The sequence below is a fragment of the Pectobacterium sp. S5 genome (assembly GCF_051707265.1).
GTDB classification, from domain to species: Bacteria; Pseudomonadota; Gammaproteobacteria; order Enterobacterales; family Enterobacteriaceae; genus Pectobacterium; species Pectobacterium polare.
This window is the reverse complement of the sequence record NZ_JAULSZ010000005.1, coordinates 1-15,924: the sequence shown is the minus strand read 5'-3', so window position 1 is coordinate 15,924 and position 15,924 is coordinate 1. Positions and strand designations below refer to the sequence as shown.

Below are 15,924 nucleotides of genomic sequence, written 5' to 3'. Positions count from 1 at the left end.
GTGCAAAAAACAACTTCCTCTGCGGCAGCCCCGCACATTGTCATCGACCACCTACATGTTGGATACGGCACGACCGCCGTATTGAACGATATCCATCTGGAGATTGCGCAGGGCGAATTCGTGGCGTTGCTCGGTTCGTCAGGATGTGGCAAGACGACGTTACTGCGTACGGTCGCTGGGTTCTCGTCACCGCGTGCGGGGACGATTCGCGTTAACGGGCAGGATATGACGCAAGCGCCGCCAGAGAAACGCGGAATGGCGTTGGTGTTTCAGAGCTACGCGCTGTGGCCGCACATGACGGTGGCACAGCATATTGCCTACGGACTGCGTTTGCGCCGCGTCCCGCGTGCGGAAATTGCCAGCCGCGTGGCGGAACTGGAAACCATGCTTGGGTTGACGGGCCTGAGCGCCCGTAAGCCCGCAGAACTGTCCGGTGGACAGCGTCAGCGAGTTGCCTTGGGGCGTGCACTGGCGGTACGGCCCGATATTCTGCTGCTGGACGAACCGCTCTCCAATCTGGACGCCCGCATTCGTCTACAGCTGCGTGATGAGATTCGTGCGCTGCAACAGCGGCTGGGATTGACCGCGATCCACGTGACGCACGATCGAGAAGAAGCAATGGTGATGGCGGACCGCATCGTGATTTTGAATCAGGGTCGCATCATGCAGGCGGGCAGCCCGCAAGAGGTGTATCACCATCCGGCCAGTTCGTTTGTCGCGGCGTTTATGGGCGCGGAAAATCGGCTGGTGCTGGAAGCGCGCTATGACGGCGATACGCTGATGATTCCCGGTGATGCCGAAAGCCATTCGCTGGTGCCAGCGAATACGTCGCTACCGCCCGGCGCGATAGAAGCGCGTTTTCGTGCGGAAGCCGCTTGTCTTTACGATCCGGCGGACGTCCCGCTCATCCAGCCCGGCATGTTGATGCGCTACGGCACGGTACAAGCACAAAGCTACCCCGGCGGATACTGGCTGCATACGATTTCCAGCGGCACCTGGCGGATACAGGTTCATGCGTCGCATCCCTTTGCCATCGGGCAGCGGGTTGCGGTGCAGATCCCTGCCGAGGCGCTGTTTCTTTTCCCGCTGGCAGAAGAGGTGACATCTTCGACGGCGGTACCGGATACCACTTCATTTTATTCCCCGCTTCCCGGCCTGACGGCCTGATCCTGAATTGGAGACCAATGATATGAAACGCATTTTTGCTGCAACGCTGATGATGAGTACGCCGCTGGCGGCAGTACAGGCACAGGAATTAACGGTGTTGACGGCGGGTGACCAAAACATGGTCGACTATGTCAATGAATATCTGGGGCCGCTGTTTGAGAAGCAGCATCCCGGCGTAAAAGTACGTGCCGTCGGTACCGGACCAGGTGATGCGGGGTCACAGAAGATTCTTGAGCGCTTCAATGCGCAGCAGGCCGCTGGTGCCAAAGTCTGGGACACCGATGTGGCGGTTGTACACGAGAAATTTGTCAGCCCGATGGTGCAAAAGGGCGACCTGCTGAAATATCGCGATGATATTGCCAGCGGCAAGCTGGTCAGCATGGCTGCCGCAGATAAAGCCATGGGCACAGATGTGAAAGGCTACGTTATGCCGATGTTCAGCAGCCAGACAGCGCTGGCCTATAACCCCAGCATGGTCGCGAATCCGCCTAAAAGCTATGACGAAATCCAGCAGTGGGCTGCCGCGAATCCGAAGATGTTCGGCTACAACGGCATTAAGGGCGGCGCATCGGGCGTGAGCTTCGTCATGGGCTGGATTTACGCTTACGGCGGTGATGCCCAGAAGCTGATGAACGGACCGTTTGATGAGGCGGAAGCGAAGAAATGGCAACCGGCGTTTGAGCGCCTGAAAGCCTTTAACAAGAACGTGACGTTGACGCCGGGCAACGCTGGCACACTCGATATGCTGAGCCGTGGCGAAATCGCAATGGGGCCTGTGTGGGTCGACATGTTCTATTCCTGGAAAGCGAGCGGACAGCTGCCGGACAATTTCAAATTGCTGTTGCCTGCGCCCGGTATGCCGGGGCAGCCGATGCACTATGTCATCCCTGCACAGGCACCAAACCGCGAACTGGCTAAACAGTTTGTCGAACTGGCAACCAGCGCCAAAGTGCAGGCCGAAGGGATTGTGGAACGCTTTAACTGGTATCCGGGGATCGATGCCAAGTACGTTGAGGCAGAGTTGAAGCCCGCTGTCTGGCAGCGTCTGTTCACGGATGTGACGCCTGATGAACTGGCGAGCAAAGGCAAGACGTTCCCTATCGCGCCTTATCACACTGCGATTTTGAACGCCTATGAGCAGGCGATGGCGAAGTAATAACTTATACACCTAGTACCACATGCGCTCTGGCGGGATGAAGTCAGAGCGCGGAGACATTCATGTTGCAAGTATCCCAATTCTCTTCCCGACTGGCGGGTATCGCGCTTGTGCTACCCGCGCTGGCGGTGGTGGCTGTCTGTTTTATCACGCCGCTGGGGCTGTCGGTTGGGGGCGCTTTTGTCAGTCAAAATGGCGTGGGCATTGATAATTTTGTCACGGCATTAACGCTGTATCTGCCCGATATTCTGTTTACCTTACTGATTGTGAGCCTCGCGACGCTGCTGATTGGCCTGCTATCCGTCATGATCGGCGGCTACCTGACGCTGGGGGAAAGTCCGCGCATGGTAGCACTGCTGCGCTGGGTCTATCGCTGGCCGCTGTTTATCCCGTTTATCGTGACCGGGCAAATTTTACGCACGTTTCTGGCCAAGAACGGCTGGTTGAATGGCGCTCTGGATACGCTCGGCATTGTCGATATGGCCAGCGCCAGCAACTGGCTGGACTGGCGCGGTATCGTGTTTGCCTTCGTCTGGAAACAGACGCCGTTTGTGGCGCTGCTGGTCGCTGGTGCGATGGCATCGCTGGATCGCACGATGATCGAGTCTGCCCGTAACTTAGGCGCATCGCGCTTACGCATTCTGTGTGAAATTGTGGTGCCTCAGGTTGGGCAAACGCTGCTCACCGGACTCATTCTCTCTTTCGTCACCATGATGTCGGTGCTGTCTGTACCGATGATGATCAATGCCCAGTCGCCGACGATGCTAACCGCCAACATTGCCTTCCGCATTAACGCCTACGGCGATTACGGCGTGGCGAATGCCTTGGGGGTGATTTCCCTGCTGATGACCGGTTTGTTTGCCGTGATTTATCTCCGCCTGAATATGAGGGAGAAGGCATGAAGAACGTACTGTGGTGGATCCCGAGAATGCTGATTCTGGGGACGCTCATCTTCTTGATCTTTGGGCCCTTGGCTAACCTCCTGCTGTGGTCGGTGGCGGAAAAATGGTTCTATCCTCACCTGCTGCCCAATGAGTGGGGCTTCGCCTTCTGGGAGCGGGTATTTTCACCGCGCGGCGTAGCCTGGGAAGCGCTGGGGAATAGCGTGATGGTAGCGGTGTTCACGGTGCTGGCCTCGCTGTTGCTGGCGATTCCGGCGGGGTATGCGCTGGCGCGTCTGCCGCTGCCTGCCCGTGGCTTGATACTGCTGGTCTTCCTCATCCCGCAGGCGTTTCCGAATCTGACGGTGTACGTCAACATCGCCCGTCTGTTCTATCAGTGGGGGCTGAACGGCACGCTGCTGGGCGTGGTGCTGGTTCACACGGTTCATGGTCTGGTCTTTGCGGTCTGGATCGCCTCGGCGGCGTTCTCGGCGGTGGGGCGTGAAATGGAGCAGGCGGCGCGCTCAATTGGTGCCGGGCCGTGGCGTGCTTTTGTCGATATTACCCTGCCGCTGGCTATGCCGGGGTTGATGGCATCGGCGATCTTCGTTTTCCTCGAATCGCTGGATGAGTTTACCGGCAGCTATTTTGTAGGCGCACCGGATGTGCAGATGATGCCACTGTTGCTCTATACCGCGGGAGCGGGCGGTAACTATCAGATCGCTTCCATTACCGCGCTGGTGCTGCTGATTCCTTCTGTGCTGTTCATGCTGGTGGTGGAACGTTTTTTGAAAGCCGACGTAATGGCAAGGATAGGGAAATGACGGCAGGTAAACAGGGCTACGTTAGTGCACAGGATGTTGCTCGTCGGGCTGGTGTATCGCGCTCGGCGGTGTCCCGCAGTTTTACCCCCGGCGCCAGCGTGTCGGCTGCCACTTATGCCAAAGTGATGACGGCGGCGCAGGAGCTAGGCTATCAGGTTAACGATCTGGCACGCGGCCTGCTGGCGAACAGCAGCCGTCTGGTGGGGCTGGTGGTGACGCACCCCGAGGTCGGGTTTCGTGCCAATTTGGTTGCAGAGCTGTCGCAGGCGTTAATCCAACGCGGCTCGATTCCCGTTCTCATCAATACTGGTCATGTGCGGGAAGCGATGGCCGCCGCGCGTTCGATTCTGTTTGGTCACCGTGCGGAAGCGACGATTGTGCTTTCCGGCTCGCCGCCAAAAGAATTTGTCGAGCTGGCGCAGTTAAACGGCCAGCCGCTGATTGTCATTGGGCGGCACGAACCCGCGTGTGACAGCGTACACATTGATAATGACACCGCCGCGCGTATGGCGGCGCGGCTGTTTGCCTCATCGGGCAGAACGCGTCTGGCTCTGGCCGGAGCAGCTTCGGCAACGCCCAATATCATCGAGCGTGAACAGGCGTTTTGTGAAGAGGCGCGTTTGTTAGGGCTGCCCGTCGCTGTGGTGCGCGGTGATGATACCGATTATGACGACGGGCTGGCAGTGGGGCAGATGCTCTTTTCGCTTCCCGAAGCTATCAGACCGGATGCGGTGTTCTGCGTTAACGATTTAGTGGCGTTCGGCGTGATCGATCGCGCAAAGCAGTGCGGACTCGCCGTTCCGCAGGATCTCATGGTGATCGGATTTGATGATATTCCGGCCGCAGGGTGGGATGCCTATGCGTTGACGACATTTCGTCAGGATCCCGCAACGATGGCGGCACAGGCGTTGGCGTTGCTCGACCGACGCCAGTCTCAAGTACAAGAACCCGCATGTCGAGCGAAAGTGGCTGCCCCGCTAATCCGCCGCCAGTCAGCGTAACGGCACTGGCAGGCAATAGCGCGTGGATAGTGAAACCGAGGATAAATATGAAACTGATTCAACTTTCCGACCTCCATTTGACCGCACAAGGCGGCAACTTGCATGGCCGTGACCCAGAACAGCAACTGACAGCGGCGATTGCCGATATTAACGCATACCATCGCGATGCCGATCTGGTAGTCATCTCCGGCGATCTGTCCGATGACGGCAGTGCGGCATCTTATGCGTTTCTGGCCTCGGCGCTGGCTGAACTCCAGCTTCCCTGGCGTGTGACGATGGGGAATCACGACGACAGAGAGACGTTTTTAGCCCAGTTTCCGACGCTGGCGGATGAAAACGGATTTGTACAGAACGTGACGGCAGTGGGGGATGATTGCGTCATTCTGCTGGATTCGTTGCAGGCCGGTGAGGTAGGTGGAACACTGTGTTCAGCGCGGTTGGCGTGGCTGGAGCAACAGCTTCAGGCTGCGGAAGGCAAGAATGTGTTCCTGTTCCTGCATCACCCTCCGATGTCGATCGGGCTTCCGGCGCTGGATAACGTTCGATTGGCTCCCGAAGCGGCAGATGCGCTGTATCAGGTGTGTCACCGTTTCGGCAATGTACGGCATATTTCCGCGGGGCACGTGCATCGGCCTGCTAGCGGCAACTGGCGAGGCATATCGTTCAGCACGATACGCGGCACCAATCACCAGTCCGCGCTGCGCTTTGCTCCGGGATTTGAGGTCAGTCTGGAAGCTCCGCAGTACGCCATTTTTCTGACGACGGAAGAAGGGCATACCATACATTTTCACGATTTCCCCTGCGGTTGACGGCGTATCCCCCTTTCGTTTATGTAGCCTGAGAGACGGTTTCGTGCGCCACAATCCCGCCATTTTCATGCTACCTCGTAGCACACGCCCGACACGGGGCGGCTCAGCGCCGCTCGCCCCGTGACCCCTGGCTTTCCGGCGTGAATTATGCCGCTGCGCGGTGCCTTCGTCGGGATCGGACTTTACGGACCGCTTGCGACACGCTCCCGACGTGGCGCAAGCTTTCGCCGCGTCCTTGCGGCTAATCCTAAGCCCGTACTCTCCTCAGCATAATTTTTTACGCCGGATAACGGCAAAACCCACGACATCTCTGGGTTTGCGTATAAAAGTTACCACGCCTGAACCATCATGAACTTTCTTCATTTACCGTGAGTAATCATCACGGCTTGTCGTGCTGAAAAACGTTGACTCTTTAAGCGGATTACGTCATTTTCTATATAGACGTCTAAACGTATAGACGTGTAGCGAATGATAATAACAGTCACGGTCAATGGGGTAGCAGGTATGAGCTTTTTTCACGCAAACCAGCGGGAAGCGCTGAATCAAAGTCTGGCGGAATTACAGGGACGCATTAATGTGTCATTCGAATTTTTCCCGCCGCGTACCAGCGATATGGAAGACACCCTGTGGAGTTCTATTGATCGACTGAGCAGCCTGAAACCCAAGTTTGTTTCCGTGACTTACGGGGCGAATTCTGGCGAGCGTGACCGTACTCACAGCATTATCAAAACGATTAAAGAGCGTACCGGCCTGGAAGCGGCACCTCACCTGACCTGCATCGATGCCTCACGCGAACAGCTGCGTGAAATCGCTCAGGATTACTGGGAGAGCGGTATCCGCCATATTGTCGCGCTGCGCGGCGACTTGCCTCCAGAAGGTGGCAAACCGGACATGTACGCGGCGGATCTGGTTTCCCTGCTGAAAGAGGTCGGTGATTTCGATATTTCCGTTGCCGCCTATCCTGAAGTACACCCTGAAGCGAAAAGCGCGCAGGCTGACCTGATTAACCTGAAACACAAGATTGATGCTGGCGCGAATCGCGCTATCACACAGTTCTTTTTCGACGTAGAAAGCTATTTGCGGTTCCGTGACCGCTGTGTAGCGACGGGCATCGATGTGGAAATTGTGCCGGGCATTCTGCCGGTTTCGAACTTCAAGCAGTTGCAAAAATTTGCCACGATGACCAACGTCCGTGTGCCGAACTGGATGACGAGCATGTTTGACGGCCTGGATAACGATCCAGAAACCCGCAAAATGGTGGGGGCGTCTATCGCCATGGATATGGTGAAAATTCTCAGCCGTGAAGGCGTAAAAGATTTCCATTTCTATACGCTGAACCGCGCGGAGCTGAGCTATGCGATTTGCCATACGCTGGGCGTCCGCCCTGATGTAGCACGCTGAGGCGACACGCAAGATTTCAGGAAGAAAGAGGCCGCAACGCGGTGACGAAGAGTAACGGTATTGGAATACCTTTCAACGTCACTTACGGCGGCTCTGAAAAGGAGGAGTCTCAGGGATGAGATTCCTATTCATGCAATTCGACTGACCGCTACTGACCGATTCAATGATTATCTCCAGTGCCTGTTTTTATCTCTTATCCCGTTTTTATCGCTAGTCGTTCCTATAAATACCCGTTTCTATTATTCATAACAGTACGATGACCGCTCGGCGGCGTTATGAATCATCCCCCTGACTATTCGAATCCTATATTTCTCTCCGCTTATTTCTATACCGTTAATGGTTTTGCCTGCTGGTCAGATTTCCCGGTGTCGATCGCGGGAGTATCGTTGACTAATACACACAAAATGCTGTCGCTGCCAAATCGCTTGAAGATGTCAGTCTGCTTGTTATAGCGTGGCGGAAAGTGTGTAGGTATGCCCAAGTGGTACCGAAATCGTAAAAATATTGTTTTATTCCTGTAGAAATAAATAGATACGCTTTGGTGGGATATATTATTCATTTTGGATGTTGATAGGGATTATCGTTCATTGATATCCTATTTATCGCTGTTAGCTATCATGATAAGGAGAATAATAATGAATATTCGGGACTTAGAGTATCTTGTCGCGCTGGCAGAACATCGTCACTTTCGGCGTGCGGCAGATTCCTGCCATGTGAGTCAGCCAACACTCAGTGGACAGATTCGTAAACTGGAAGATGAACTCGGCGTGATGCTGCTGGAACGAACCAGTCGTAAGGTCTTGTTTACGCAGGCTGGGCTGCTGCTGGTCGAGCAGGCACGAACGGTATTACGCGAGGTCAAAGTATTAAAAGAGATGGCGAGCCAGCAGGGTGAAACCATGTCCGGGCCGCTGCACATTGGCCTGATCCCCACCGTGGGGCCTTATCTGCTGCCACAAATCATTCCGATGCTGCATCGCACGTTTCCCAAACTCGAAATGTACCTGCACGAAGCGCAAACCCATCAGCTGCTGGCCCAGTTGGACAGCGGTAAGCTGGACTGCGCCATTCTGGCGATGGTGAAAGAGTCCGAAGCTTTTATCGAAGTTCCCCTCTTCGACGAGCCGATGAAGCTGGCGATTTACCAGGATCATCCTTGGGCGAACCGCGAACGCGTGGCGATGTCCGATCTGGCGGGTGAAAAACTGCTGATGCTGGAAGACGGCCACTGCCTGCGCGATCAGGCGATGGGCTTCTGTTTTCAGGCGGGAGCGGATGAAGATACGCATTTCCGGGCGACCAGTCTGGAGACGCTGCGCAATATGGTCGCAGCCGGAAGCGGTATTACGCTGCTGCCAGCATTGTCGGTGCCACGTGAGCGTGAACGCGACGGCGTCTGCTATTTGCCGTGCTATAAGCCGGAGCCCAAGCGCACTATCGCGCTGGTGTATCGCCCCGGTTCACCGCTGCGCGGACGTTATGAGCAACTTGCTGATACCATCCGCGAGCATATGCAGGGCTATATGGAAACCCTGTCAAAATAAGCGGTTAAGCCCGTTCAGCGCGGCTACACGGTACGCTTCTGCCATGGTTGGATAGTTGAAGGTGGTATTAACGAAATATTCGATAGTATTGCCTTCACCTTTCTGTTCCATGATGGCCTGCCCGATGTGGATAATCTCAGCGGCGCGCTCACCAAAGCAGTGAATACCCAGAATCTGTTTCGTTTCACGGTGAAACAGAATCTTCAAGCTCCCCACATTCATCCCAACAATCTGCGCCCGTGCCAGATGTTTGAACTGTGCCCGCCCGACTTCATAAGGCACTTTCATCGCGGTGAGCTCTTGCTCGGTTTTCCCCACGGAGCTGATTTCCGGGATGGTATAAATGCCGGTTGGGATATCTTCGATCAGATGCGCGCTGGCATCGCCTTTGATAATCGCCTGTGCGGCAAGCCGCCCCTGATCGTACGCTGCTGATGCCAGGCTCGGATAGCCAATGACATCGCCGATGGCATAAATATGCGCCAGCGCCGTCTGGTACATGCTATTGACCTTGAGCTGGCCGCGACTGTCGGTGCTCAGGCCAATATTCTCCAGCCCCAGCGTTTCCGTGTTCCCCGTGCGTCCGTTGGCATAAAGCAGGCAGTCTGCCTTCATCTTTTTGCCTGACTTCAGGTTAACGATCACGCCGTCAGACAGCCCTTCAATACTCTCGAACTCTTCGTTGTGGCGAATCACCACGCCGTTGTTCCAGAAATGGTAAGACAGGGCATCCGACATTTCCTGATCGAGAAAGGCCAGCAGCCTATCGCGGGTATTGATTAAATCGACCTTCACGCTCAGGCCGCGAAAGATAGAGGCGTATTCGCAGCCGATAACGCCCGCGCCATAAATGATGACGTGCTGAGGCTCGTGGTCGAGTTGCAGAATCGAGTCGCTGTCATAAATGCGTGGGTGGTCGAAGTCGACTTCTGCCGGATGATACGGACGTGAACCGGTCGCGATAATGATATTCGCGGCGGTCAGCGTTTCATGGGTATTGTCTGGGTAGTGAACGGCAATCGTGTGTGCATCGATGAAGCTGGCTTCACCAGAAAACAACTCGCACTGATTACGCTCATAGAATCCTTGTCGCATACGGGTTTGCTGACCAATGACGCTGTCGGCGTGGCGCAGGATATCGGAAAATGAGGAGCGAATAATGCGGGAGTTGTCACTGTAGAGGGGGTTTTGATTGAACTCGATAATACGGCTGACGGCGTGGCGGAGGGCTTTGGAAGGAATCGTACCCCAGTGGGTACAGCCGCCGCCGACATTGTAGTGGCGTTCAATCACCGCAATTTTGGCGCCGTGCTTGGCCAATCCCATTGCTGCACCTTCACCGCCGGGACCGGAACCAATAACGATGGCATCGTAATCGAATTGATGTTGTAGAGTCATGGTAGGTTAAACCTGTTTTTATACAAATTAATAACGCGACTGTAACATTGCGCATTGTAACATCGACTGCGGCAGAACCCAATCATCCCTGCCTTTACTATGGAAACAGATTCTCACATTCTTAATATGGCAAACTTTGTCTCATTCTGCGGACAATAAAGTTTGCTATAGTGCCCCTCTGGAAAGGGGAGTAGATCATTTGGGCAGCATAATGGGTGTCAGAGCACAACAAAAAGAACGGACTCGTCGTTCCCTTATTGAAGCTGCATTTAGCCAGTTAAGCGCTGAGCGAAGTTTTGCCAGCCTGAGCCTGCGTGAAGTTGCTCGCGAAGCGGGTATCGCGCCGACGTCTTTCTATCGTCATTTTCGTGACGTGGATGAGCTGGGGCTGACAATGGTTGACGAAAGCGGGCTGATGTTACGCCAGTTAATGCGACAGGCTCGGCAGCGTATCGCCAAAACCGGTAGCATCATCAGGACGTCGGTTTCCACCTTCATGGAATTTATCGGCAATAATCCTAATGCGTTCAGGCTGTTGCTGCGTGAACGCTCAGGGACGTCGGCAGCGTTCCGTGCGGCGGTCGCGCGGGAGATTCAGCATTTTATCGCTGAACTGGCGGATTATCTTGAGGTGGAAAATCATATTCCCCGCAGTTTCGCGGAAGCGCAGTCGGAAGCGATGGTGACCATTGTTTTCAGCGCGGGGGCGGAAGCCTTGGATGTTTCCCTGGAACAGCGCAAACAGCTGGAAGAACGACTGGTACTGCAACTGCGGATGATCGCCAAAGGTGCTTATTACTGGTACAGAAAAGAACACGATAGTAGCTTTACCGTGCCATAAATCCTCTATACCAACATGAGAAGGGAGAAACCATGACAGAAAAACCTCATCAAGAAAAAGGTACGCTGGTGCTGGCGTTGATTGCGGGCTTATCCGTGAACGGCGCATTCGCCGCCCTGTTCAGCAGCATTGTACCGTTCTCGATTTTTCCCCTGATTGCGCTGATATTATGCATTTACTGCCTGCATCAACGTTATTTGCACCACAGTATGCCGGAAGGCATTCCGATGCTGGCTGCGGCCAGTTTTCTGCTGGGATTGCTGATTTATAGCGCCATCGTGCGCGTTGAATATCCCGCCATTGGATCGAACTTTATTCCTTCAATCCTGTGCGTGGTGTTGGTTTTCTGGATTGGCCTGAAGCTACGTCGCAGAAAAGAGACGGATTCCGTATCCGCAGAAGAGAGCGAGACGTTATAGCAAGTGATGCTGGCGGGGTAACCCGCCAGATTGTATGCGTTACTGACGTTTTTCCAACAGTACACCAGCTTCCATATGATGGGTGTAAGGGAATTGATCGAACAGCGCCAGACGGCGAATGTCGTGGGTTTCCGAGAGTGTTTGCAGGTTGTTGCTCAGCGTTTCCGGGTTGCAGGAAATATAAAGAATGCGCGGATACGCCTGTACCAGTTTCACCGTTTCGTCATCCAGTCCGCTGCGTGGCGGGTCAACAAAAATGGTCTCGCACTGGTAGCTCGTCAGATCGATGCCCTGTAAGCGGTTAAACTGACGCACGCCTTGCATAGCCTGCGTAAATTCTTCTGCCGCCATACGGATAATCTGCACGTTCTCTATCTGATTCGCCGCGATATTATATTGTGCCGCCGCGACGGATGGTTTGGCGATTTCAGTCGCCAGCACGCGTTCGAAATTTCTTGCCAGTGCGAGTGAAAAATTGCCGTTACCGCAATACAGTTCCAACAAATCCCCTGTTGATCCCGCCGTAGCATCTAGCGCCCATTCCAGCATCTGAATATTGATTGCCGCATTCGGCTGCGTGAAGCTGTTTTCTACCTGTCGGTAAATCATATCCCGACCTGCAACCGGCAGGCATTCATCGACATAATCGCGATCGAGGCAGATTTTAGTTTTCGTCGCGCGACCAATCAGCTGTAGACGGAACCCCTGCGCTGTCAGGCTATCGCGCAGTGCACGGGCATGTTCCTGCCATTCCTCGTTCAGTGCACGGTGATACAGCAGCGAAACGATCACTTCACCGCTCAGGGTCGACAGATAGTCTATCTGGAACAGCTTACGGCGCAGAACGGGATCAGGCTGAATGGCGGCAAGCAGTTCCGGCATCAGACGATTGATTAACTCGCTGGCTGCAGGAAAGCGATCGACCCGAATGCGCTGTTTGGTTTGCTGGTCAAACATGATGTGGTAAAGCTCGTCGCCATCGTGCCAGATACGGAATTCGGCGCGCATCCGATAGTGGCTGACGGGAGAACGGAAGACGACAGGCTCCGGTGCATTGAAAGGTGCCATCATTCCACGTAGACGCTCGGTTTTCTCTGCAAGCTGGTCGTCGTATTGTTCGATGGGCAGGATTTCTGGCGTCATGGTTTTCTCGTCTGAACAGCGTCTAAAAGGGTGTTATTGGCCGGGAATTGTAGGGAATCTGCCCAGGAAGTCCAGTTTTGTTACGTTATTATCCTGTAGTGATATAGAAGTCTAGACTTCCACAATTCGCGATTGTAGGATGAGCGTCCGGCCTTGTATCACAAGTCAAAAGGGAATCCAGTGTAAATCTGGAGCTGACGCGCAGCGGTAAGGAAAGCCCCGGCGATAGCATTTTATGCAGACACTGTCTTTTATAGATGGGAAGTCATCGCTTTCGTTGTATCCCTTACCGTCGTTGACGGTCTGTGGTCACAACGGCATCCAAGCCCGAAGACCTGCCGGAATACGTCGCAATTGGTTCTGCATATCGCGTGCTATTAACAGAGCCTGCGGCATCCTTATTATTTCTCGGATGCTTTAACAATGATTAAAAAAATTTCGCTGCTGACGGCGCTTTCTGTCACGGCATTTTCTGGCTGGGCGCAGGAAAACAGTTCATCTCCAAATTCGTCATCGGAAAAAAATGCCGATGACATGGTAGTCACAGCAAATCGTTTCGCACAGCCGGTTTCGTCGGTGCTGGCACCCACGACTGTAGTGACAAGAGAAGAGATTGAGCGTTGGCAGGCGAAGAGCCTGACTGATGTTATGCGCCGCTTGCCGGGTGTAGACATTGGACAAAACGGCGGCTTAGGGCAAAAAAGTTCGTTGTTTATCCGTGGGACTAACTCTAGCCATGTGTTGGTGCTGCTCGATGGTATTCGCCTGAATCAAGCGGGTCTAAGTGGCTCATCTGACCTCAGCCAAATCCCCCTCTCACTGGTGCAGAAAGTTGAATATATTCGTGGCGCACGTTCTGCGGTGTATGGTTCTGATGCGATTGGCGGCGTAGTAAACATCATCACCACCAGAGAGAAGAACGGTACGACGCTGTCCGCTGGTATCGGCTCTAATGGGTATCAATCTTATGATGCAGTAACGCAACAAGCGTTAAGTAACAGCACAACAGCGACATTGGCTGGTAATTATACTTATACGAAAGGGTTTGATGTTGCCGCCGCAGATGCGCCGCGTCAGCCAGATCGTGATGGGTTTATGAGTAAATTACTCTATGGCGCGGTCAGCCACCAGTTTAGTGATGAGTTTAGCGGCTTTTTGCGTAGCTACGGGTTTGACAACCGCACTGGTTATGATGGGTTTGGACACGATACGCGCCAACTCTATGCTCAAACTTGGGATTCTGGCTTACGTTATCAGAATGGCATTTATGCCACACAACTTATCGGAAGCTACAGCCATAGCAAGGATTACGACTACGATGCGCAAAAAGGCCCATATGAGCGCAGTGCGACGTTAGTTGATTCTCAGCAATACAACGCGCAGTGGGGCAATACGCTGCAAGTAGGTTCGGGTACGGTGAGTGCTGGTGTTGATTGGCAAGAACAGGTCATTAAACCCGATTCAACCAACGTAAACCGCGAGGAAAGTCAGCACAATACGGGAGTTTACCTTACTGGCCAGCAACGCTTTTCTTCCATTGTGCTTGAAGGTTCTGTACGTGGTGACGAGCAATCTGAATTCGGTTGGCACAACACTTGGCAAACAGGCGCATCTTGGGAATTCATTGATGGCTACCGTTTAATAGCTTCTTATGGCACTGCATTTAAAGCGCCAAATATGGTGCAGCTTTATGGCAGATCAGGGAGCAACCGAGCACTTCAGCCAGAAGAAAGCAAACAATGGGAAGGCGGGGTTGAAGGCCTTAGTGGGCCAGTTACATGGCGAATTTCTGGATATCGTAATGATATTGACAATCTAATCACTTCAACGAGTGGGACTAACTGGGTTTTTCAAAATATAGATAAAGCTGAAATTAAGGGCATTGAAGCAACAGCTACTTTTGATACTGGGCCTGTAAGCCATCGTGTTAGCTATGATTATGTTGACCCACGCAACGCTATCACCAATGAGGTCCTGATTCGCCGAGCTAAGCAGCAAGTTAAATATCAGTTGGATTGGCAACTCTACGATCTTGACTGGAGCGTTACATACCATTATCTAGGCCAGCGTTATGACAAGGATTTCAGCACATTTCCTGAACGCTCTGTCAAGCTTGGCGGCGTAAGTCTCTGGGATCTCGCTGCCTCATATCCGATCACCTCTCATCTGACAGTTCGTGGTAGAATCGCCAACCTGTTTGATAAAGATTATGAGACGGCATATGGCTACCGCACGGCAGGGCGAGAATACTATCTCACCGGAAGCTATACCTTCTAACCTGCCATCCCGTCCTACGGTTCTGGTCTTCGATTCAGGCGTAGGCGGGCTGTCTGTTTATGACGAAATCCGGCAGCTCTTGCCGGATCTTCACTATATATACGCATTCGATAATGAAGCGTTTCCCTATGGTGAGAAATCACAGCAGTTCATTATCGAGCGCGTGGTTGAGATTGTTAACGCAGTTCAACAACGCCATCAGCTTGCATTAGTTGTGATTGCCTGCAATACGGCGAGTACGATTTCCCTTCCTGCTCTGCGTGAGCGCTTTACTTTCCCTGTCGTGGGTGTCGTCCCTGCGGTTAAACCGGCGGCTAAGCTGACCCGCAACGGTGTTGTTGGCCTATTGGCGACGCGTGCAACGGTTCAACGCCCATACACGCACGAACTGATTGCCCGTTTTGCGACGGATTGCCAGATTTTGTCATTGGGATCGTCAGAGCTGGTCGAGTTAGCAGAAGCGAAATTGCAGGGGGAGACGATCTCTATTTCCGAATTGCAAAAAATTCTGCGGCCTTGGCTGCGTTTACCGGAACCGCCAGATACGGTCGTGCTTGGGTGTACGCATTTTCCATTATTAGCAGAAGAACTGAAAATGGCCTTGCCAGATGGTACGCGTCTTGTGGATTCTGGTGCTGCTATAGCTAAAAGAACAGCATGGCTGATTGCTAATCTGGATAATCCTCCACTTTCGACAGATAAGAATCTGGTTTACTGCCTGGCGATTACACCTAAAGTCGCTACGCTGTGGCCAATATTGCAGCGTTATGGCTTCAATTCGCTGGAAAAACTGCCACTTTCATAGCCTTGTGGGCAAATAGTAGACAAGCGATAACTTTTTTGCATTTAGCGCTTGTCAGCGTGCGAGAAGTCCCTATAATGCGCATCCACTGACACGGCAACAGCGACACGCGGTTGTGGTGACAGCAAAAAGATTCAACGAAGCAGTCAGTAATGACTTGACTTCACAGCGGAAAAGCATAGTATATGCAGCCCGCGCCACCGATGAAGTGGCACTGCTCTTTAACAATTTAATCAGACAATCTGTGTGGGCACTCACAAG

14 protein-coding genes and 1 riboswitch are annotated in these 15,924 nt (G+C 53.5%); of the genes, 12 read left to right on the top strand and 2 right to left on the bottom strand.

Annotated elements, in window-relative coordinates; all coding sequences use genetic code 11:
- The 8 genes from QWJ20_RS17275 (at position 1) to oxyR (ending at position 8,783) form a co-directional block, all read left to right on the top strand.
- A complete protein-coding gene (locus tag QWJ20_RS17275) occupies positions 1-1,167 on the top strand; it encodes an ABC transporter ATP-binding protein (RefSeq protein WP_433993096.1) in 1,167 nt (388 codons plus the stop codon).
- A 22-nt stretch (positions 1,168-1,189) separates the two neighbouring features.
- Entirely contained in the window at positions 1,190-2,323 is a 1,134-nt protein-coding gene (locus QWJ20_RS17270) for an extracellular solute-binding protein (RefSeq protein ID WP_433993095.1), read from the top strand.
- 62 nt (positions 2,324-2,385) lie between these two features.
- Entirely contained in the window at positions 2,386-3,225 is an 840-nt protein-coding gene (locus QWJ20_RS17265) for an ABC transporter permease (RefSeq protein WP_039486819.1), read from the top strand.
- Positions 3,222-4,028 (top strand): ABC transporter permease, encoded by an 807-nt coding sequence (locus QWJ20_RS17260; RefSeq protein WP_095700908.1) that lies wholly within the window; start codon positions 3,222-3,224, stop codon positions 4,026-4,028. The genes QWJ20_RS17265 and QWJ20_RS17260 overlap by 4 nt, the downstream gene beginning before the upstream one ends.
- Positions 4,025-5,029, top strand: a complete 1,005-nt coding sequence (locus tag QWJ20_RS17255) for a LacI family DNA-binding transcriptional regulator (protein ID WP_119889451.1) — start codon at positions 4,025-4,027, stop codon at positions 5,027-5,029. Before QWJ20_RS17260 ends, QWJ20_RS17255 begins: the two co-directional genes overlap by 4 nt.
- On the top strand, positions 4,981-5,838 hold the full coding sequence (locus QWJ20_RS17250) for a phosphodiesterase (protein WP_433993094.1): 858 nt from the start codon (positions 4,981-4,983) through the stop codon (positions 5,836-5,838). The genes QWJ20_RS17255 and QWJ20_RS17250 overlap by 49 nt, the downstream gene beginning before the upstream one ends.
- 504 nt (positions 5,839-6,342) lie before the next feature.
- Entirely contained in the window at positions 6,343-7,239 is an 897-nt protein-coding gene (gene metF / locus QWJ20_RS17245) for a methylenetetrahydrofolate reductase (RefSeq protein ID WP_039486828.1), read from the top strand.
- 635 nt (positions 7,240-7,874) lie between these two features.
- A complete protein-coding gene (gene oxyR, locus QWJ20_RS17240; protein ID WP_010308165.1) occupies positions 7,875-8,783 on the top strand; it encodes a DNA-binding transcriptional regulator OxyR in 909 nt (302 codons plus the stop codon).
- On the opposite strand, the gene sthA is transcribed toward oxyR, so the two are convergent.
- Positions 8,775-10,181: a Si-specific NAD(P)(+) transhydrogenase gene (sthA, locus tag QWJ20_RS17235; RefSeq protein ID WP_205565287.1), complete on the bottom strand. Its 1,407-nt coding sequence runs from the start codon at positions 10,179-10,181 to the stop codon at positions 8,775-8,777. The two genes, oxyR and sthA, sit on opposite strands and share 9 nt — an antisense overlap.
- A 211-nt stretch (positions 10,182-10,392) precedes the next feature.
- On the opposite strand from sthA, the gene fabR reads away from it, so the two are divergent.
- The gene (gene fabR, locus QWJ20_RS17230) at positions 10,393-11,022 is read left to right on the top strand and encodes an HTH-type transcriptional repressor FabR (protein WP_039486831.1); all 630 of its coding nucleotides are present in this window, start codon (positions 10,393-10,395) and stop codon (positions 11,020-11,022) included.
- A 32-nt stretch (positions 11,023-11,054) separates the two neighbouring features.
- A complete protein-coding gene (locus QWJ20_RS17225; RefSeq protein WP_433993093.1) occupies positions 11,055-11,441 on the top strand; it encodes a YijD family membrane protein in 387 nt (128 codons plus the stop codon).
- Positions 11,442-11,480: 39 nt separating this feature from the next.
- On the opposite strand, the gene trmA is transcribed toward QWJ20_RS17225, so the two are convergent.
- On the bottom strand, positions 11,481-12,584 hold the full coding sequence (gene trmA, locus QWJ20_RS17220; RefSeq protein ID WP_095700903.1) for a tRNA (uridine(54)-C5)-methyltransferase TrmA: 1,104 nt from the start codon (positions 12,582-12,584) through the stop codon (positions 11,481-11,483).
- 133 nt (positions 12,585-12,717) lie between these two features.
- Positions 12,718-12,941, top strand: a riboswitch (cobalamin riboswitch).
- A gap of 66 nt (positions 12,942-13,007) precedes the next feature.
- Between trmA and btuB the strand changes: the two genes are divergently transcribed.
- The gene (gene btuB / locus QWJ20_RS17215) at positions 13,008-14,861 is read left to right on the top strand and encodes a TonB-dependent vitamin B12 receptor BtuB (RefSeq protein ID WP_433993092.1); all 1,854 of its coding nucleotides are present in this window, start codon (positions 13,008-13,010) and stop codon (positions 14,859-14,861) included.
- Positions 14,806-15,666 carry a glutamate racemase gene (murI, locus tag QWJ20_RS17210; protein ID WP_095700901.1) on the top strand — a complete coding sequence of 287 codons (861 nt, stop codon included), beginning with the start codon at positions 14,806-14,808 and terminating at the stop codon, positions 15,664-15,666. The genes btuB and murI overlap by 56 nt, the downstream gene beginning before the upstream one ends.
- Positions 15,667-15,924 lie beyond the last annotated feature (258 nt).

What these genes read in the sequence shown, in the direction of transcription:
- QWJ20_RS17270 (WP_433993095.1), top strand. Translation starts at nt 1,190, where the DNA reads ATGAAACGCATTTTTGCTGCAACGCTGATGATGAGTACGCCGCTGGCG.
- QWJ20_RS17255 (WP_119889451.1), top strand. Translation starts at nt 4,025, where the DNA reads ATGACGGCAGGTAAACAGGGCTACGTTAGTGCACAGGATGTTGCTCGT.
- metF (WP_039486828.1), top strand. Translation starts at nt 6,343, where the DNA reads ATGAGCTTTTTTCACGCAAACCAGCGGGAAGCGCTGAATCAAAGTCTG.
- QWJ20_RS17225 (WP_433993093.1), top strand. Translation starts at nt 11,055, where the DNA reads ATGACAGAAAAACCTCATCAAGAAAAAGGTACGCTGGTGCTGGCGTTG.
- QWJ20_RS17260 (WP_095700908.1), top strand. Translation starts at nt 3,222, where the DNA reads ATGAAGAACGTACTGTGGTGGATCCCGAGAATGCTGATTCTGGGGACG.
- QWJ20_RS17250 (WP_433993094.1), top strand. Translation starts at nt 4,981, where the DNA reads ATGTCGAGCGAAAGTGGCTGCCCCGCTAATCCGCCGCCAGTCAGCGTA.
- murI (WP_095700901.1), top strand. Translation starts at nt 14,806, where the DNA reads ATGGCTACCGCACGGCAGGGCGAGAATACTATCTCACCGGAAGCTATA.
- QWJ20_RS17265 (WP_039486819.1), top strand. Translation starts at nt 2,386, where the DNA reads ATGTTGCAAGTATCCCAATTCTCTTCCCGACTGGCGGGTATCGCGCTT.
- btuB (WP_433993092.1), top strand. Translation starts at nt 13,008, where the DNA reads ATGATTAAAAAAATTTCGCTGCTGACGGCGCTTTCTGTCACGGCATTT.
- trmA (WP_095700903.1), bottom strand. Translation starts at nt 12,584, where the DNA reads ATGACGCCAGAAATCCTGCCCATCGAACAATACGACGACCAGCTTGCA.
- fabR (WP_039486831.1), top strand. Translation starts at nt 10,393, where the DNA reads ATGGGTGTCAGAGCACAACAAAAAGAACGGACTCGTCGTTCCCTTATT.
- oxyR (WP_010308165.1), top strand. Translation starts at nt 7,875, where the DNA reads ATGAATATTCGGGACTTAGAGTATCTTGTCGCGCTGGCAGAACATCGT.
- sthA (WP_205565287.1), bottom strand. Translation starts at nt 10,181, where the DNA reads ATGACTCTACAACATCAATTCGATTACGATGCCATCGTTATTGGTTCC.